This is a genomic window from Acidobacteriota bacterium (genome assembly GCA_016184105.1).
In the GTDB taxonomy this organism is placed as follows: Bacteria; Acidobacteriota; Vicinamibacteria; order Vicinamibacterales; family 2-12-FULL-66-21; genus JACPDI01.
The window spans coordinates 22,798-40,495 of sequence record JACPDI010000017.1; the positions used below are offsets into that span (position 1 = coordinate 22,798).

21 protein-coding genes are annotated in these 17,698 nt (G+C 69.7%); 6 read left to right on the forward strand and 15 right to left on the reverse strand.

The features are described 5' to 3' along the window. Positions 1 to 17: 17 nt before the first annotated feature. A complete protein-coding gene (locus HYU53_06600; protein MBI2220862.1) occupies positions 18 to 1,031 on the forward strand; it encodes an alpha/beta fold hydrolase in 1,014 nt (337 codons plus the stop codon). Here HYU53_06600 and HYU53_06605 read toward each other — a convergent pair. From HYU53_06605 to HYU53_06665, 13 genes are all read right to left on the reverse strand, one after another. Further along, positions 958 to 1,668 carry a DUF72 domain-containing protein gene (locus HYU53_06605; GenBank protein ID MBI2220863.1) on the reverse strand — a complete coding sequence of 237 codons (711 nt, stop codon included), beginning with the start codon at positions 1,666 to 1,668 and terminating at the stop codon, positions 958 to 960. The genes HYU53_06600 and HYU53_06605 overlap by 74 nt on opposite strands. A 59-nt stretch (positions 1,669 to 1,727) precedes the next feature. Beyond that, positions 1,728 to 2,849, reverse strand: a complete 1,122-nt coding sequence (locus HYU53_06610) for an ABC transporter permease (GenBank protein MBI2220864.1) — start codon at positions 2,847 to 2,849, stop codon at positions 1,728 to 1,730. Between the two features lies 1 nt (position 2,850). Further along, on the reverse strand, positions 2,851 to 3,954 hold the full coding sequence (locus tag HYU53_06615; GenBank protein MBI2220865.1) for an ABC transporter permease: 1,104 nt from the start codon (positions 3,952 to 3,954) through the stop codon (positions 2,851 to 2,853). After that, positions 3,951 to 4,898 carry an ABC transporter ATP-binding protein gene (locus HYU53_06620; GenBank protein MBI2220866.1) on the reverse strand — a complete coding sequence of 316 codons (948 nt, stop codon included), beginning with the start codon at positions 4,896 to 4,898 and terminating at the stop codon, positions 3,951 to 3,953. Before HYU53_06620 ends, HYU53_06615 begins: the two co-directional genes overlap by 4 nt. Further along, on the reverse strand, positions 4,895 to 6,211 hold the full coding sequence (locus HYU53_06625) for a TolC family protein (GenBank protein ID MBI2220867.1): 1,317 nt from the start codon (positions 6,209 to 6,211) through the stop codon (positions 4,895 to 4,897). The genes HYU53_06620 and HYU53_06625 overlap by 4 nt, the downstream gene beginning before the upstream one ends. After that, positions 6,208 to 7,161 (reverse strand): ABC transporter ATP-binding protein, encoded by a 954-nt coding sequence (locus tag HYU53_06630; protein MBI2220868.1) that lies wholly within the window; start codon positions 7,159 to 7,161, stop codon positions 6,208 to 6,210. The genes HYU53_06625 and HYU53_06630 overlap by 4 nt, the downstream gene beginning before the upstream one ends. Positions 7,162 to 7,167: 6 nt before the next feature. Further along, entirely contained in the window at positions 7,168 to 8,181 is a 1,014-nt protein-coding gene (locus HYU53_06635) for an efflux RND transporter periplasmic adaptor subunit (GenBank protein ID MBI2220869.1), read from the reverse strand. Beyond that, on the reverse strand, positions 8,178 to 8,792 hold the full coding sequence (locus HYU53_06640) for a TetR/AcrR family transcriptional regulator (protein MBI2220870.1): 615 nt from the start codon (positions 8,790 to 8,792) through the stop codon (positions 8,178 to 8,180). Before HYU53_06640 ends, HYU53_06635 begins: the two co-directional genes overlap by 4 nt. 226 nt (positions 8,793 to 9,018) lie before the next feature. Continuing rightward, positions 9,019 to 9,759, reverse strand: coding sequence for a LytTR family transcriptional regulator DNA-binding domain-containing protein (locus HYU53_06645; GenBank protein ID MBI2220871.1), 741 nt, complete (start codon positions 9,757 to 9,759; stop codon positions 9,019 to 9,021). Further along, positions 9,756 to 10,817, reverse strand: coding sequence for a histidine kinase (locus HYU53_06650; protein ID MBI2220872.1), 1,062 nt, complete (start codon positions 10,815 to 10,817; stop codon positions 9,756 to 9,758). The genes HYU53_06645 and HYU53_06650 overlap by 4 nt, the downstream gene beginning before the upstream one ends. A 17-nt stretch (positions 10,818 to 10,834) precedes the next feature. Then, positions 10,835 to 11,539 carry a hypothetical protein gene (locus tag HYU53_06655; protein ID MBI2220873.1) on the reverse strand — a complete coding sequence of 235 codons (705 nt, stop codon included), beginning with the start codon at positions 11,537 to 11,539 and terminating at the stop codon, positions 10,835 to 10,837. Continuing rightward, complete coding sequence (locus HYU53_06660) at positions 11,536 to 11,913, reverse strand: hypothetical protein (GenBank protein ID MBI2220874.1); 378 nt, start codon at positions 11,911 to 11,913, stop codon at positions 11,536 to 11,538. The genes HYU53_06655 and HYU53_06660 overlap by 4 nt, the downstream gene beginning before the upstream one ends. Positions 11,914 to 11,941: 28 nt before the next feature. Then, positions 11,942 to 12,139, reverse strand: coding sequence for a hypothetical protein (locus tag HYU53_06665; protein MBI2220875.1), 198 nt, complete (start codon positions 12,137 to 12,139; stop codon positions 11,942 to 11,944). A 212-nt stretch (positions 12,140 to 12,351) separates the two neighbouring features. On the opposite strand from HYU53_06665, the gene HYU53_06670 reads away from it, so the two are divergent. From HYU53_06670 to HYU53_06680, 3 genes are read left to right on the forward strand one after another with little or no spacing between them, the layout of a single operon-like run. Beyond that, positions 12,352 to 13,017: an ABC transporter ATP-binding protein gene (locus HYU53_06670; GenBank protein MBI2220876.1), complete on the forward strand. Its 666-nt coding sequence runs from the start codon at positions 12,352 to 12,354 to the stop codon at positions 13,015 to 13,017. Between the two features lie 9 nt (positions 13,018 to 13,026). Then, positions 13,027 to 13,890 carry an SCO family protein gene (locus HYU53_06675; GenBank protein ID MBI2220877.1) on the forward strand — a complete coding sequence of 288 codons (864 nt, stop codon included), beginning with the start codon at positions 13,027 to 13,029 and terminating at the stop codon, positions 13,888 to 13,890. Continuing rightward, on the forward strand, positions 13,887 to 14,600 hold the full coding sequence (locus HYU53_06680; protein MBI2220878.1) for a hypothetical protein: 714 nt from the start codon (positions 13,887 to 13,889) through the stop codon (positions 14,598 to 14,600). Before HYU53_06675 ends, HYU53_06680 begins: the two co-directional genes overlap by 4 nt. On the opposite strand, the gene HYU53_06685 is transcribed toward HYU53_06680, so the two are convergent. Both HYU53_06685 and HYU53_06690 read right to left on the reverse strand, forming a co-directional pair. Continuing rightward, positions 14,576 to 14,881 carry a hypothetical protein gene (locus HYU53_06685; GenBank protein MBI2220879.1) on the reverse strand — a complete coding sequence of 102 codons (306 nt, stop codon included), beginning with the start codon at positions 14,879 to 14,881 and terminating at the stop codon, positions 14,576 to 14,578. The two genes, HYU53_06680 and HYU53_06685, sit on opposite strands and share 25 nt — an antisense overlap. Positions 14,882 to 14,936: 55 nt before the next feature. After that, positions 14,937 to 15,311: a hypothetical protein gene (locus HYU53_06690; protein ID MBI2220880.1), complete on the reverse strand. Its 375-nt coding sequence runs from the start codon at positions 15,309 to 15,311 to the stop codon at positions 14,937 to 14,939. Between HYU53_06690 and HYU53_06695 the strand changes: the two genes are divergently transcribed. Together HYU53_06695 and HYU53_06700 are read left to right on the forward strand one after the other, a co-directional pair. Beyond that, the gene (locus HYU53_06695) at positions 15,310 to 16,944 is read left to right on the forward strand and encodes a carboxypeptidase regulatory-like domain-containing protein (GenBank protein ID MBI2220881.1); all 1,635 of its coding nucleotides are present in this window, start codon (positions 15,310 to 15,312) and stop codon (positions 16,942 to 16,944) included. The two genes, HYU53_06690 and HYU53_06695, sit on opposite strands and share 2 nt — an antisense overlap. Beyond that, the gene (locus tag HYU53_06700) at positions 16,944 to 17,693 is read left to right on the forward strand and encodes an endonuclease/exonuclease/phosphatase family protein (protein ID MBI2220882.1); all 750 of its coding nucleotides are present in this window, start codon (positions 16,944 to 16,946) and stop codon (positions 17,691 to 17,693) included. Before HYU53_06695 ends, HYU53_06700 begins: the two co-directional genes overlap by 1 nt. Positions 17,694 to 17,698 lie beyond the last annotated feature (5 nt).

A 17,698-nucleotide genomic window follows, 5' to 3' on the forward strand; every position in this document is an offset into this window, starting at 1 on the left:
GTGGGTACACTGAACACATGTCCTTCGTCCCGCACCGCCGCCTGAGAAGCGGCCACCTGATGACGGTCTACGCGTGGGCCAAGCCGCGCCGCTTTCCGAGGCTTCCCGCTCCGGTGCCGCGATACTTCGACGTTGCGTCCGACGCGCGGGTGCTGGCTCACTGCTACTGGCAGGCCAAGCCGCGCGAGTCCACGACGCTGCTGTGCCTCCACGGGCTCGAAGGCTCCAGCACGGCGCACTACATGCGCGGGCTCGCGGACAAAGGATTCGCGGCAGGCTTCAACGTCATCCTGCTCAACCAGCGGAATTGCGGGGGCACCGAGCACCTCTCCGCCGGCCTCTACAGCTCGGCCCTCACGGCGGATCCGCGCACGGTCATCGACGAACTGCGCACGCTCGACGGCCTGCCGTCCGTCGCGGTCGCGGGCTACTCCCTCGGCGGCAATCTCGCGCTGAAGCTGGCGGGCGAGTACGGCGCCGCGGCGCCGCGCGAGCTGCTCGGCGTGGCGGCCGTGTCACCCGTCATCGATCTGGCCGAGTGCGTTCGCGCGCTGGAGCGTCCGTCCAACCGGCTCTACCAGTGGAACTTCGTCCGCAACCTGCGGTCGCGCATGCGGCGGAAGGACAAGGCGTGGCCGGGTTGCTTCCCGATGGAGCGCCTGCCGGGCGTGCGAAGCGTCCGCGACTTCGACGAGGTGTTCACGGCGCCGCATTTCGGTTTCAGCAGCGCTGCGGACTACTACGACCGGGCCAGCGCGCTCCGCGTCATCGACCGGATCACGGTGCCGGCGCTGATCATCAGCGCCAAGGACGATCCGTTCGTGCCCTGCGGAACGTTCCTCGATGAACGGGTCACGGCGAACCCGCACATCACCGTGGAACTGAGCGACCACGGCGGCCACTGCGCGTTCGTGTGCGACGGTGTCGACGGGGATGCCTACTGGGCGGAACGCCGCGTCATCGCGTTCGCGACAGCGCTTCGCGCAGCATCGTCGCCAACGCGGGACCAATGCCCTGCCCTTCGTGCTTGAAGTAGACGAAGACGTCCTTCCACGAGGCTGACAGCCTGTCAATCGTCGCCGCCCAGCGGGTGATGTCCGCCGGCTGGTAACCCTCGTCGCGCAGCCGGAAGTAGCCATAGTCGGCGGTGACTTCCAGCGGCGTGCTCATCCTCTCGCTGTCGGCAGTGCACAGCGCCATGTTCCGGCGCCTGAGGGCCGCATAGACCTCTTCGTCGTGCCACGACGCGTGGCGGAACTCGAATGCCGCGCGCGTGCCGTCGGGCAGGCAGGCCAGGAACTGCTCGAGCACCGCCACGTTGCGGCGAAATCCGGGTGGCAGCTGGAACAACAGCATGCCAAGCCGCGTTCCCAGGGTCCGGGCGGTGGCGCAGAATGCCGCGACGGTGTCTTCGCAGTGCTGCAGCTTCGCATCGTGGGTGATGCGCCGGGGCGCTTTCAGCGTGAAGACGAATGTTTCGGGCGTCGCCGCCGCCCACCGCTCCAGCTGTTTCGCGGTGGGCATCCGATAGAACGTGTAGTTGATTTCGACGGAGTTGAAGCGTTCGGCGTAGTAGGGGAGCATCTTCGCCGCCGGAAACTTCTCGGGATAGAAGCTCCCCCGCCATTCCGGGTAGTTGTACCCTGAGGTCCCGATCCAGAACGCCATGCCGTCGCAGTGTAGCCGCTGCCTTCGGGATCTGACCCCGAGAATTCAAGCGACGGTAGCTAATCCAGGCTCTTGCGGGCGCGGCTTGCCGCGATCGCAAGAGCCGTCACCCCCCACGCGAAGAGCGCCAGCGCCTGCGGCCAGAGCACCTCGAGACCAATGCCCTTCAGGAAGATGCCGCGCACGATCACGATGAAGTACCGCAGCGGGATGAGGTAGGTCAGCCACTGGATGGCGCGCGGCATGTTTTCGCTCGGGAAGATGAATCCCGACAGGTAGATCATCGGCATCAGGAAGAAGAAGGTCGCCGTCATCATCGCCTGCTGCTGCGTGTGCGAGACCGTCGAGACGAGCAGCCCGAGGCTCAGCGTCGAGAGCAGGTACACGGCGCACATCGCGAACAGCAGCAAAACGCTTCCCCGGATCGGCACGTCGAACCAGAAGACGGTCACCGCCACGACCAACAACACGTCGATCATGCCAATCATCCCGTAGGGGAGGAGCTTCCCGCCGATCAGCCCCCACCGCGTGAGCGGCGTGACGCTGAGCTGTTCGTACGTGCCGACCTCGCGCTCGCGCACGATCGCCATCGACGACAGGTTCGAGGTGATCACCAGGAGCAGCAGCGCCGAGATCGCGGGCAACATGAAGTGGCGGCTGAGGAGCTGGGGGTTGAACCAGACGCGGATCCGGGCGTCGAGGCTGCCGTCGCGGCGGCGAAGCGGCGCGCTGCCCGCCCGCTCCGTCAGCAGTTCTTCCGTGTGCGCGCCGACGAGGTTCGCGGCGTAGGACAGCGCCAGCGTGGTGGAGTTCGCGTCGCTGCCGTCCGCCACAAGCTGGAGCGCGGCCGTCCGATCGCCGCGCCCGATCCGCTCGGCGTAGTCGTACGGAATCGCGAGCGCCATCCAGGCGGTGCCGCGCTCGATGTACGAATCGATCTCGTTGACCGTGGTCACGACGTCCACAATCGTAAAGTACGGAGAGCCCTCGAAGCGGGCGATGAGCCGGCGGCTCTCCGCCGTCCGGCTGCCGTCGGCGATCACGACCGGCACGTTCTTCACGTCCATGTTCGCCGCGTACCCGAGGACGATCAGCTGGATGATCGGGGCGACGAGCACAATCCGCAGGACCTTGGGGTTCTGCCGCAGTTCGAGCAGTTCCTTGCGGAAGATCTGCCACATGTCAGGCCATCTCCCGCTTGAGGCGCACGGATGCGAGCGCGAGCACGGCGAACGTGTACGCGGCGAGCGCGAGGAGCTGCGGCGCGATCACCGGCATGTCGACCCCCTTGAGCACGATGCCCCGAAGCGCGACCAGGAAGTAGCGTGCCGGGATGGCGTAGGTGATCACCTGGATGGCGGCCGGCATGTTCGAGATCGGGAAGATGAACCCGGAGAGCAGAAACGTCGGGAGGAACGCGAGCAGGAGCGCGGCCTGGAACGCGACCTCCTGGGTGTCGGCGATCGTCGAGACGAGCAGCCCGGTTCCGAGCGCGCCGGTCAGGAAGAGCGACAGCGTGAGCAGCAACAGCCACCACGACCCGCGGATCGGCAGCCCAAACAGCACGGCGGACACCAGGACGATGAGCACCGAGGAGACCAGCGAGATCGCGAGAAACGGCATCGTCTTGCCGATGACGAACTGGGCGGTGGAGATCGGCGCCATCCGCACCTGCTCCATCGTGCCGAACTCCTTCTCGCGGACGATCGACAGCGCCGTCGCCACCATGGCGGTCAGCATCGCGATGTAGGCAATCAGGCCCGGAACGAGGAACAGGCTGCTGCGAAGCTCGGGGTTGTACCAGATGCGGGGCTCGACGCCAATCGGAGGCTCCACCACGGCGAGCTGGTAACCGGAGGATACGGTGCGAAGGATCGTGTTCGCGTAGCCAAGCACGGTGGTGGCCGTGTTGGCGTTGTCGCCGTTGATGAGCACCTGGACTTCTGCGCTCTCACCAGACCTCACGCGTCGCGACAGCCCTTCGGGAATGACCAGCACGGCGCGCGCCTCGTTGGTGTCCATGAGCCGCTGGAGCGCCGCCGGGGTGTGGATGGACGCGACAAAATCGAAGTACCCCGAGTTGACGAAGGCGGACACCAGCTCGCGGCTTTCCGCCGTCCCATCGCGATCGTCGACGGCGAGCTCGATGTGGCGAATGTCGAAGTTCAGCGCGTACCCGAACAGCACGAGGACGAAGGCGGGAAAGAGCAGCAGGATCGCCAGCGTGCGCCGGTCGCGCAGGGTCTGGCGCAGCTCCTTGCGAGCCACGGCGAGCAGCTTCTTCATCGCCCCGCCTCCGCCTCCCGCTCGCTGCGCTCCACCACGTCCAGGAAGACGTCCTCGAGCGACGGCTCGACCTGCGCTTCGGACGTGACGGCCAGGCCTTCCGCGCGCAGGCGCGCCGCGAGCGACAGGCGGCCGGCCGCCTCACGGGCCAGCATGGCGTGCACCGCGGTCCCGAACAGGCTGGTCTTCTCCACCTCGGGCATCTCGTCGAGCCGCCGCATGACGGCGACCGGGTCGTCGCTGCGGATCTCCACGATCGCGCGCGCGCGAAAGACCTGCTTCACGTCCTGGATCGAACCGATCGCGGCGATGCGGCCCCGGTGCATCAGAGCGACGCGCTGGCAGCGCTCCGCCTCGTCCAGGTAGTGCGTGGTCACGAGGACCGTGACACCGCGCCGCGAGAGGTGATCGATCAGCGCCCAGAACTCGCGGCGCGAGATCGGGTCCACGCCGCCGGTCGGCTCGTCGAGAAACAGGATTGGCGGCTCGTGCAGGATCGCGCAGCCGGGCGCGAGCCGCTGGCGCCAGCCGCCCGACAGCTCGCGCGATCGCATCTGCTCGCGTCCTTTCAGGCCCGCCATCTCGAGCACGAACGCGCGCCGCTCGGCGAGACGCTCCCCGGACAGCCCATAGAGTCCGGCGAAGAAACGGATGTTCTGGTCGACGGTGAGCCGCTCGTACAGCGAAAAGCGCTGCGACATGTACCCGATGCGGCGCTTGACCCCTTCCGGATCGCGAGCGACGTCGACGCCCCCCACGCGGGCGGTCCCCGAGGACGGGTGCAGCAGGCCGATCAGCATGCGGATGGTCGTCGACTTGCCGGCGCCGTTGCTGCCCAGGAAGCCGAAGATCTCCCCCTCCCGCACGTCGAAGCTCACGCGATCGACGGCGACGAACTCGCCGAACCGTCGCGACAGGTCCCGCACTTCGATGGCGTTGGTCATTGCCCCAGCGTCCGCGCGAGCCGCGCCTCGGCGATGCGCACGGCGGCGAGCGCACGCGCGCGATCGAGCTCGGCCTGGAGCAGGGCCACCTGCGCGTCGAGCACGTCCGTGCTGGTGGCGACCCCCGCCGTGAACCGCTCGCCGACCACGCGCCGGGCCTCGGCGGCGCTGCGCACGCCGTCGGCCGCGGCCGTCGCCGCCGCACGGCCCGCCTCGAGGTCGAGGCGGCGCTGCCGCACGTCCAGCTCCACGAGGCTGTCGAACTCCGCCAGGCGCGCCCTCAGCGCGCGCTCGGCGGCCGTTGTCTCGCCAACCTCCGCGGCGCGGCGGCCGCCATCCCAGAGCGACCAGGCCGCGTTGACCGACACATCCCACGAGTCCTCCCACGCGGATCGCCGCGGAAAGATCCGCGTGTTGGGGCGCGCGTAGTCGACACCCGCGTTCACCGCGACCGAAGGCCGGCGCGACGCGCCGGCCGCGCTCACGCGCGCCGCCGCGCCGTCGAGCCGCCGGACCAGGGCCGCGCGGTCGGGTCGTGCGCCCTTCGCGCGCGCCACCTGCGCGGCGAGGTCCTCAGGATCGGGCGGTCGCACTGCGTCGAGCGGCGTCGTCAGGTCGAGGCGCAGGCCCGGTTCGAGCCCGGTCAGCCGGCGAAGCTCCGCGAGCGCCACCTCCGAGGCGTTTCGCGCCTCGATCACCTGGACCTCGTGACGCGACCGCTGCGCCTCCGCGCTGAGCACGTCGTTTGGCGGGATGAAACCCGCCTCGAGCCGTTCGCGCAGATCCTTGAGATGCGAGTCGGTGCGCGCGAGCGCCTGCTCGACGACGTGCGCGGTGTGCGCGGCGGTGACCGCGTTCCAATAGGCGCGCGTGACCTCGAGGCCCAGGTCGGCCTCGAGCGAGGCGACGTCCTGCGCGGCCGCGCCGGCGTCGGCCCGCGCCGCGCGCGCGAGCGATTCGGCACGACCGCCGGTGTACAGCGGCCACGCGAGATCCAGCCGCGTGCGATAGTTGTCCGGAATGTCGGGATAGATGATCCGCGTCAGGCCGTTGGGCTGCGGCACGCCGAATTCGTCCACGTGGTTCGTGCGGGTGTACCCGCCCTGCGCGGACAGCTGCGGCCGGCGCGCGGCAGCGCGCCCCTCGGCAGCCGCCTCGGCCCCTTCCCGCCGGGCGCGCAGTTCGGCGGCCCGGTGGCTTTCCTTGAGCGCCCGCGCGACCGCCTCATCGATCGAGAGCGGCGTCGTCTGGGCCCACGCCGGCCCCCCCGCGACGACACAGGCAATGACTACGGCCCACGCGATGGTCCTCACGGCTGGTCCTCCCGGCCGCGCCCGACTGGGCCCGCGGCACGAACGCGATCGATGAACACGTCTTCGAGCGATGGCACGATGGGGCGGATGGCAACGACCTCGACACCGGCCCGCGCGAGCGCCGAGCGGACCGCGTCCTCCACTCGCGCGGCGCCGCCCGTGGTCCGTACGTGCACGCGATCGCCGAAGGTCTGGCGGTCGGTGAGTCCCGGCAGCCCCGCGAGCGCCTCGTATGCGTCGTGATGCGGCGTCGCCACCACCTCGTACAGATCGCCGGTGAACGCCCGCTGCAGGTGGGCCGGCTGATCGATCGCGAGGGTCCGCCCCTCGTGCAACAACGCCACGCGGGCGCAGCGCTCCGCCTCGTCGAGATACGGGGTGGCCATCACGATCGTGAGCCCTTCGGCGAGGAATTCCGAGAGCAGCTTCCAGAACTCCCGGCGCGACACCGGATCGACGCCGGTCGTCGGTTCGTCGAGCAGGATGATCTCGGGCTGGTGGACGAGCGTGCACGCCAGCGCGAGCTTCTGCTTCATGCCGCCCGAGAGCCGGTCCGCGCGCCGCGCGCGGAACGCCGACAGGCGCGTCATCTCCAGCAGCCGCTCGCGCCGCGGGCGATAGCCGGACACGCCGTGAATCTCCGCAAAGAAGGCGATGTTCTCGTCGATTGACAGGTCGCCGTAAAGGCTGAAGCGCTGCGACAGGTACCCCACGCGCTCCGACACCGCGCGGTGGTCCCGCACCGGGTCGCGCCCGGCGACACGCACCTCCCCGCTGTCGGCGCGCAGCAGCCCGCACATCACGCGGATCGTCGTCGTCTTGCCGGCGCCGTCAGGGCCGATCAGGCCGAACAGTTCCCCGCGCCGCACGTCGAGCGTGGTCGCGTCGAGGGCAGCCGTGGCGCCGTAGCGTTTCGACACGCGGCGCAGCGTGATGGCGCTGTCGGGCACGCCGCCTCACTTCCCCGCCGGTGCGAATTCCGCTTCAACGGGCATTCCGGGCTTGAGGATGCCCCGGCGGTTGTCGACCGCCACCTTGAGGCGGTAGACGAGCTTCGCCCGGTCGTTGGCCGTCTGCACGTTGCGCGGCGTGAACTCGGCGCGAGGCGACACGAACGTCACCGTGCCGTCCATCCGCTGCCCGGCGTCGGTGATGACCGTGGCCGCGGCGCCGAGCGGAATGAGGGGCACGTGCGGCTCCTCGACGTACACGTTCGCCCACGCATGATCGAGATCGGTGATGACGACGACGGGAGCGCCGGGCGGAACCGTCTCTCCCGGATCGACGAGGCGCGTGGTGACGATGCCGCCGACGGGGGACACGATCGCCGTGTCCTTCAGGTTCTCCTCGAGGGAGGCGACCTGCGCATCGGTTCCGGCGACACGGGCGCGGGCGGCATCCAGCTCCTGGCGCCGCGCGCCGGCGCGCAGACGGGCGAGCGCTTCGCGGGCGGCGCGGGTGCGCTCGTCGGCGGCGCGCACGCGCGCGATCGCCTGGTCGCGGCGCGTCGCCGCGTCGTCGCGCTGCTTGCGCGAGCCGGCATTGGCCGCCAGCAGCGACTCGAACCTCGCGAGGTCGGCGCGCGCCGCGTCAAGCTCCGCGCGCGCGACGCTTCCCTCGGCCTCCGCCGCCTCGACCTGCGCCTGCCCCTGCCGCAGTTCCTCCGGGCGGGCGCCGGCCTGTAAGAGGCGCAACTGCGCGTCGGCCGCGGCCCGTTCGGCCATCGCGCGCTCGCGCGCGAGCGCCAGGTCGGTCTTGTCTATCCGCGCGAGCAGCGCGCCGGCCGCCACGCGCGCCCCTTCCTCGACCGCGACGTCGACGAGCGTGCCGCCAACCTCCGCCGCCACGCGGACCTCCGTGGCTTCGACGTACCCGGTCGCGCGGATCCGGCCGTCGTCACCGCCGTTTCCGCACGCGGCGACCGGCAGGGCGAGGGATCCCGTGAGGATTCGGATCGCGACTCTGTTCATATTCCGCTCCGAAGGCTGCCAAGGGCTGATTCCGTGACGTGCGCCACGATGTCCTCCAGCGTGAGGTCGGCGGCGCCGGGGGCATTCGCCCGGCTCAGGCGCGCGCGCGCGCCGTCGCTCACCAGGAAGAGGAGGATAGGCGCGATGATGCCGATCTGCACCATGACGGGGTTCGCGTGGCGGAAGCGGCCGGCGCGCTCCCCTTNNNCCGCCAGCAACCTGACGACGTCGCCCGCGACCCTGAGCGTGGCGACGTCGAGATGGCGCGCGCCGCCGGCGAACTCCCGCAGCCAGATGGGCGGGAAGTGCGGCCGCTCGCTCGCGGCGCGCGCGATGGCGTCGACGAACTGCCGGATCTTGTCTTCCGGCGTGCACGTGGAGGCGGCCACTACCTGGACCGACGCGCGCACGTGCTCGAAGACGCCCTCCACGATGGCGCGGTAGAGCCCGACTTTGCTCGTGAAGTGGTAGTAGATCATCGCCTTGTTCAGGCGTGCGGCGCGGGCGATGCGGTCGACGCTGGTGCCGTCGTAGCCGCGGGCCGCGAACTCCTTCGCCGCCGCGGCGAGGAGGCGGCCGCGCGAGCCCTCCGGCGGGGTGCGATTAACCATCAGGTTAATAGTATTAACCAAACGGTTAATTCGTTGTCAATCGGGTTCTGGGTTCCGGGTTCGGTTCTGGATTCCAGGTGCGGTTCCGGGTGCCAGGTACGGTGCGGGGTCCAGATGCGGCGCGAGCCTTCAGGCTCGCGCGGGCGGACCTGAAAGGTCCGCCCCGCAGGATCCACCGCACCCTGCACCGCACCCGGCACCCCGAACCCGGCACCTTGAACCCAGTTCAGAGCAGTGCGTTGAGCCGCTGGTATCCCGCGCGGCTGACCGGCAGGCGCGAGCCGTCGCGCAGGATCGCCACGCGGCTGTCCTTCGCGTACAGCTCCACGCGGGCGATCCGTTCGACGTTCACGATGTAGGAACGATGAATGCGCACGAACCGCGTCGCATCCAGCGCCTGCTCCAGCTCGGCGAGCGTCTGCTCCTTGAGGTGGGTTCTCCCTGCGGCGTGAAACGCGACGTAATCGTCCTGCGCTTCCACGTAATCGATCTGCTCGATCGGGATGACGTGCACCTGCGCGCCGTCGCGGACGAGGATCCGCTCGAGCGCGCGCGCGTGCCGGGCCTCGTCCGCGAGCTGCCGTGGCGGCGCGGCGGGCCCTTCACGCCCGAGCCGCGCGCGCGCCCGCGCGAGCGCGTCGCCGAGCCGCTCCGCGCCATACGGCTTGAGGAGGTAGTCCACGGCGTGCACCTCGAAGGCGCGGAGCGCGAACTCGTCGTACGCCGTGGCGAAAATGACCGCCGTGCGGTCGAGCGCGCCTGCCAGGAGGTCGAGCACCTCGAAGCCGTCCAGCTTCGGCATCTGCACGTCGAGAAACAGCAGGTCCGGCCGGTGCTCGGCGACCGCCTTGACCGCCTCGAAGCCGTTGGCGCACTCGGCGGCGATCGTAATGTCGCCGTGCGCCGCGAGGTACTCCCTCAACACCATCCGCGCCGGCGCCTCGTCGTCGACGATGACGGCCTTCAACTGCTGCATGGCATGACCAGGTCCACCTTGAACACGCCGTCGCGCTCCGACGACTGCGCGGCGGCCTCGGCGCCAAACGCCGTCTGGAGCCGGCGGCGGACGTTCTCGAGTCCAACCCCGGCGCCGCGGCGCATCGGTCGATCCGGATCGCACGGGTTTTCGATCCCGACGTACAGGCGGCCGCCGCGCCGCTCCGCGCGGATGCGCACGTCGCCTCCGTCGAGCAGGTGCGCGATGCCGTGCCTGACCGCGTTCTCGACCAGGGGCTGCAGGAGCAGCGGCGGCAGCTCGCAGCCGTGCGTGTCGTCGGAGACCGTCCAGGTCACGCGCAGGCGATCGCCGAAGCGCACGTGCTCGATGTCGAGGAACTGCCGCAGGAGGCGCAGCTCCTCGGCCAGCGGGATCCGGTCGCGCCCGCCGACGCGCAGGCTGTCGCGCAGGAAGTCGCCGAGGAGCAGCGCCATCCGCCGCGCGCCGGCCGGATCGCTGCCGGTCAGCGCGCTGATCGAGTGCAGGCTGTTGAAGAGGAAGTGCGGGTCGATCTGGGCGCGCAGCGCGCGCAGCTCGGCCTCGCGCGCGTGCACCTGCAGCTCGAGCGCCCGCCGCTCCGCGAGCCGCGACGCGTCGGCGGCGAGCAGCGCGTAGTGCACCGCGCTGCCGAGCAGGTACAGGAGCACGCCGACCGCAAAGAGCAGCACCCGCTGGTCGCGAATCCGGACCTCGACGCCGGCGAATGAGGGCACGGCGGTCTCGAGGGCGCGCGAGAGGGCGATGCCGAACGCCACCCACAGCGCGCTCGAGACGGTGGCCGCCGCGGCGTGCGCGCCGAGCAGGCGCGACAGGCCGGACGCGGTCTGCGGGAGCGAGCGCGAGACATACCACGCCGAGAGCGTCACGAACGCGTAGAACAGCGCCAGCGGGAACGCGATGAGCGCGCTTTCGATCCACCCGAGCCGTCCGCCGGCCGCGAGCAGCACCGCCAGCAGGATGGCAATGGGAATCCAAGCGAGCAGGTACAGGCGCAGGCGATCGCGCTCGGCGAAAATCGGATGGACCACGCAAGCCTCAGCGCGGGTTACGCACTCTTGATCTCGACCCCGCCCATGATGCAGATCCCGCGGATCACCAGGCGCTTCGCGGCAAGATCCGCCGACGGCCGCGTCCGATCGTCGGCCCCGCCCAGCACGGGGACCACGCGGTTGACCACGGTCCACCCTTCCGGGACCGTCATCTCGATGCCGCCCCAGAACGCGAACACGTCGACCACCGCTTCCGGCGCCGTGATGCCCGCGTCCTGCAGGTCGATCTTCACGCCGCCCAGCAGCGCCGTCGCTTCTCCGCCCCGGAAATCCGGCGAGTTGATCTTGCGCCCCACCCCCCCCATCACGGCAAGCGCCGAGAAGGTGGACTCCTGCTCGCGATCGGCGGGCTTGTCCGGACCGTGCACCGCCTGCCAGATCAGATACGCCCCGGCGATCACCATGGGAACGGGCCAGAGATCCCAGATCTCGAGGCGCAGGACGCCAAGGTTCCCGAGCAGCAGCCACGTGCCGATGAACACCCAGAACAGTCCGCCGACGCGGCCCGCGGCGCGCTGCGCCTGCGCGACCATCGCGAGCCCGATGAAAATCAGCCCGACGGGCCACAGCCGGAGCACGCGGTAGGCGTGCAGCACCCCGAAGTTGTCCAGCAGCAGGACAACGCCGGCCGCCAGCAGCAGCAGCCCGATGACCAGCTGGGGCGCCAGCACGCGCGACGAGGCGGGGCGGCCGTTCGTCATCGGGATCCTCGCGCGCACCGCTCGCAGGCGCCGATGCCGAATGCGCGCGCCACCATCAGCAGCCCGGCGCCCACGATGAAGAGCGGCCAGGAGTCGTCCAGCCCCATGACGCCCTGCGTGTCGAGCAGGAAGATGCCGCCGATCAGGATCGGCCAGAAGCCCGCGAGGCGCCCCCGCCCGCGGCGGGGGAAGGCCACGCGCGCGGCGCCGAACGCGATCAGCCACAACGGCCAGAGGCGGAACAGCTCGGTCGCGTCCACCCAGGAGAGGCGATCGAACAGGAACGCCAGGCCGAAGGTCAGGAGCAACACGCCGGTAATCAGCTTCGGCGCGTCGAATCCGCGCTCCGGTCGTTCGATGACGTGTTCGGTCACAGCTTCCTCTTTCGGCATCCAGGGCGCCTCACAGCAGCCGTGCGAGCGCGCGGAACAGATCGCCGACCCGGTCGGCCAGCACGGCCAGCAGCGGCTCGTACTGCCCGCTCGACACGGCATCGGCGACCGCCACCGGCTGGCTGAGCACCAGCCAGACCAGGGACCCCGCCGCAAGCAGCGCGACGATCCCGATCAGGCCGAGCAGGGTGAGCAGCGAGGGGCGCATGGCGTTCGTCCTTCCCTGGTGGCAGGATACGAAAGGCGCCCGCCCCGGGCGCGGCGTTTTCGGCGAACGGCGGCGCCTCCCCGGTGAACGGCGACCCGGATAGAATGAACCGGTCGCGGCCGCCCGCCGTCTAAATCCGGGGAACCATGGCACTGTTCAAGAGCAAGGCGCAGGAAGCCGCCGTCGAAACGGAAGCGCCGGCAGCCGGCACGCTGATTTCAGTCCGCAACCTGGAGAAATCGTACGCGCACGGCACGAGCCGGACGTTCGTGCTCCGGCGCGTTTCGATCGAGGTGAAAGACGGCGAGTTCGTGTCGATCATGGGGCCGTCGGGCGCCGGCAAGTCCACGCTGCTGCACATCCTGGGCATGCACGACAGCGCGTGGACCGGTGAGTACTACTTCCTCGGCCAGCCGGTGCACCGGCTCGGCGCCAAGGAGCGCGCGCAGGCGCACAAGCAGCACATCGGCTTCGTGTTCCAGAGCTATCACCTGCTCGATCACCTGACCGTCTACGAGAACCTCGAGATCCCGCTCTCCTATCGCGACGTGAAAAGGGCCGAGCGCGAGAGTGTCGTCTGCGACGTGCTGGACCGCTTCGCCATCGTCGGGAAGAAGGACCTGTATCCGAGCCAGTTGTCGGGCGGGCAGCAGCAACTCGTCGCGGTTGCGCGGGCCGTGATCTCGAGCCCGAAGGTGATCCTCGCCGACGAACCCACCGGCAACCTGCACTCCAGCCAGGGCCGCGAGATCATGGAGCTGTTCAAGAAGCTCAACGACGAGGGGACGACGATCATCCAGGTGACGCACTCGGAGACGAATGCGGGCTACGGCGGCCGCGTGATCCAGCTGCGGGATGGGTGGGTGGTCTCACACTAGAATAGGCGGGTGATTCGCTTCACCCGTTTCATCGCGCTCGCGCTCATCCTCACCATCGCCGCGGCGTGCCGGCAGCAGGAGCCCGCGAAAGAATACCGGCTCACGGGCCAGATCGTCGGCATCAACCGCGACACCCGCCAGCTCACGGTCAAGCACGAAGACATCAAGGGCCTGATGCCCGGGATGATCATGTCCTTCGACGTCGCCGATCCGGCGGAGATCGACCGGCGGTCGGTCGGCGAGCTGGTGACGGCGACGCTCGTCGTGCAGGACTTCTCGTCGAAGCTCAAGGACATCACGGTGACGGGCCGCGCGCCAGTGGACCGCGCCGTCGAGCGGCACGCGACGACCCCCGTCCTCCAGGAGGGGGACTCCGTTCCGGATGCCGCGCTCGTCGATCAGGACGGGCGGCCCCGTCGCCTGTCGGAGTGGCGCGGCTCGGTGGCGGTGCTGACCTTCATCTACACGCGCTGCCCGCTGCCGGATTTCTGCCCCCGCATGGAGCGCAACTTCCTCGCGCTGCAGAAATCGCTGCAGAAAGAAGGCATGGGCGAGCGCGCCCGCTTGTTGGCGGTCAGTTTCGACCCGAAGTACGACACGCCCGGCGTGCTGAAGGCGCACGCGGCGGCGATCGGCGCCGACCCGCACATGTGGCGTTTCTTCACCGGCGATCTCGACGCCCTGGAACGCTTCGCGGCGCAGTTTGGCGTGAGCATCATCCGCAGCCCCTCGGACGAGCGCGACATCACGCACAACCTGCGCACCGCGGTGATTGCACCCGATGGGCGAATCGCGGCGATCTTCAGCGGCAACGGCTGGACCGCGGACGAGACGCTCGAGCGCGTGAAGAGCGTGTATCCCGGACGGCCGTGAAGGGGACGGTCCAGGCTCCGCCGCGCTCCGCCTTCCGCCCGGCCGAACGGCGGATCATTTCGCGCCTGCAGACGCCGCGTGACGTGCAGCGCTGGCTCAACGCACTCCCCTACAACAGGGAGCCGCCGCCCGGGCGCGCGACGCTGCGCAGTTTCCGCGGCGTGGTCGCGCATGGAACGGCGCACTGCCTCGAAGCGGCGCTGTCCGCCGCGGTGATTCTCGAACAGCACGGCTACCCACCGCTCGTCCTCAGCTTCGAGTCGATCGACGAGCTCGACCACGTGCTGTTCGTCTACCGCGCGCGCACCGGTTGGGGATCGGTGGCGCGGTCGCGAGACCCGGGCTTGCACGGCCGGCGCCCCGTGTTTCCGGACGCGCGCGCGCTGGCGATGAGTTACTTCGATCCGTATGTCGATTTCACCGGGCTCATTACCGGGTACGCGGTGGTCGATCTTCGGGAGCTGGGCACGTACGACTGGCGGTTATCGGAACGGAACGTGTGGAAGGCCGAGCGGCTGCTGCTCGACTGGCCGCACCGCGCGATCGCGGCGCCGCGCGGGCGCGAGGACGGCCTTCGCCGCTGGTATCGCGAGTATCGCGAAACCCATGGGCGCAAGCCGGCCTACGAGTACGACGGATGGCAGCACTGGACGGAGCTGCCGCGCGAGTTTGCGGCCTCTCCCCGTCAGTCCAGGTCGAAGTCGCGCTGAGGCTTCGAGACCGGTTCTTCGCGCGCCTGCCGGAGCGCTTCCTCGAACCGCCTGGACAGCGCGTCACCGCGTCCCTTCTCCGCCTCGACCGACTGCTGGAAGATCGCCTCGCGGCGCGCCGCTTCCTCCGCCAGAATCCGCGCCGCCTCGCTCAGCTCGGGTCGCGGGCCGTCCTTCGGCGGATCGCTGTGCCGCACGACGCGCCGCAGGTTCGCGTCCACCACGAGCGCGGCGTTGCAGCAGGGGCACGCAATGTCGAATTCCGACTGAATCTTCACCACGTTTGACCTTTTTTACCTTTTACCTTTTACCTTTTACCTTCTGCCTTGTGCCCTTCTACTTCCTGTAAGGCCTTCCCCACACGAGCCTCACCTCGCCCGCCTCGCTCTTGGCCGTCAGCAGCACGCCGTACGGGCTCTGGCGCGCCGGATCGTAGTGCTGTCCCATCGCGGCGATGAAGTCGCGCTGCTGGACCATGAAGCGCCCGTTCGGCTCGAGGACGGGCGTGCCGGCGAGGTAGTGATCGTTCAGCCATACCCGCACGTCCGACCAGGGATCGCCGGTCTGGTTGTGAATGCGGACGACGCGATCCTCGACGACGATGGCCGGCGTACGGTCCCGCCGGCATGCCGGCGGGGCGACCGTAATCGCGGCCACGATTGTCAGCGCCGCGGCAAGCCTGCGCAGCATCGGGACTATGATATCGCTCATGTTGCCGGCCGTGGTTGCCGCGCTGCTCGGGTGGGCGCAGGCGACCCAACCATCGACTCCAGCCGAGCGTATCCCTCTCGACAGCGCGAGCCTCAGCGGCACGGTCACGGCGGCGGGCGGCACGACGCCCATCGCCCGCGCCCGCGTCGTCCTGTCGTCGCCGGGTGCGGCGGCGCCGCGGGTGACGATGACCGACGAGTCCGGCCGGTATCGGATCGATCGGCTGGGAGCCGGGCTTTACACGGTCGCCTTCTCGCGCAACGGGTTCGTCGACGCCACCTTCCCCGCGCCGATTGAGGTGGCCGAGCGCCAGCAGCTGCAGCACGTGGACATCGCGCTCGAGTCTGCGGCGGCGATTCGCGGAAGGATTTTGGATGAGGACGGGACGCCGTTTGCCGGCGCCATCGTGCAGGCGCTGCGCGTCACGAGCGAATCCGGCCAGCGCAGCCTGGCGGCCGCGGCAACCGCCACCTCGGACGACGAGGGGCGGTTCAGCCTCTTCGGCCTGCCGGCGGGAAGCTACCTGGTGAGCGCGATGGATCCGGCGTTCGCTCGCGCGGGAGACGACCGCGGGCCGCTCAATTACGGGCCAACCTATTACCCTGGCGTGGGCACTCCGGAGTCGGCGACGCCGGTACGCGCGGCGATACCGGCGGCGCCCGGCGCGCAGCGCGTTGAATTTCGCCTGCAGATCCTGCGACCCGTGCAGGTCTCCGGCCGCCTTCTCACGTCCGACCGGCGGGCGCTGGCCAGCGCGGCGGTGATCATGAGCCCGCAGATCGACACCGGCGTCGTCAACCGGGCCGTCGGGGACGCGCGCATCAGCCCGGACGGCACGTTCACGTTCACCAACGTGCCGCCTGGCCGCTACGTGATTCGGGCGCGCGGGGAGGCCGAGGCCGACGGGAGGCCGCTGTTTGCCACGTTCGCGATCGCCGTGCAAGGGCGCGACGTGAGCGGTCTGGAGATGACGCTGACGCCGGGCGCCGTGATCGAAGGCCGCGTGGAGATCCAGCCGCGGCGCGGGAGCGCGCTCCCGCGGTCCACGTTGCGCGTGCGCGCGCCGCTCGCCGACGGGGCGGCGTTCGGCGACACGCTGACGGGCACGGTGCGGTCCGACGGCGCGTTCCGCCTCGCCGGCCTGATGTCGGGCTCTCACGTGCTGATGGTCGAGGGCCTGGTGTTCCCGTGGCGGATCGCCGAGGCGCGGCTGCAGGGGCGCGACGTGACCGAGAGCACGATCGATATCGATCGCGATCAGCAATTCCGCAGCGCCCGGATCGTGCTCACCGACACGGCCGGTGGAGTGGCCGGGACGGTGACGCTCCCGCGCGGTGTCGCGCCGGCCGACGTGCTCGTCATCGCGTTTCCCGCCGACGCCTTGCGCCGGCGGGTGCCCCTCCGCTTCGTGCGCGCCGGCCGTCTGCTCTCGGACGGCGCCTATCGTGTGGTTGACCTCGTTCCGGGGGCGTACCTCGTGGCCGCCGCGGTCGGCGTGGCGGAGCAGGACGCGATGAATCCTTCAATGCTCGAGCGGCTCGTGCCGATCGCCAGTCTGGCGACCATCAGCGAGGGACAGGTCCTGAGGGTGGCGCTTCAGGCGGCTCCGCTGCCGGCGGTCTCTCGACGCTGATGGTCGAGGCGTCTTCACGTCACGCATCGCGGGCGCCGGTCGATCTGCGCGTGGTCACCTACAACGTTCATCGGTGCCGCGGCATGGACCGGCGCGTGCGGCCGGATCGGGTTGCCGCCGTGCTTGCCGAAGTCGGCGCGGACGTCATCGCGCTCCAGGAGGTGGTGGGCGCGGGACCGCACGACGCCGGGCAGGCCGCGGAGCTCGGCGCCGCGCTGGGAATGGGATGGGTGATGGCGCCGGCGCGTCACCTGCGCGGGCATCTGTTTGGGAATGTCATCCTCAGCCGGCTCCCGATCAAGTTTCACACGCAGCATGACCTGTCGTGGAAGACGTGCGAGCCGCGGTGTGTTCAGCGCGTGGACCTGCAGGCCGGCGAGCACGTGGTGCACCTGTACAACGTCCACCTCGGTACCGCGGTGCTCGAGCGCCGGTACCAGGCGGAGCGGCTGGGATCGATCGTCCGCGACCATCGCGTGCCGAGCCCGAAGATCGTGCTGGGTGATTTCAACGAGTGGTTGCGCGGCCTGGCGACGATCACCCTCACGTCGATGCTTCAGAGCATCGACATCTACGCCCACCTGAAGCGTCGCCGGACGTATCCCGGTGTCTTCCCCATCCTGCATCTCGATCACATCTACTACGAGGGCAACGTGGAGGTCAGCGGCGTCGAGCTCCCGCGCACCCGCAAAGCCCTGATGGCGTCCGACCACCTCCCCCTGATCGCCAACCTCCGCATCCGCCTCTAGTTGGG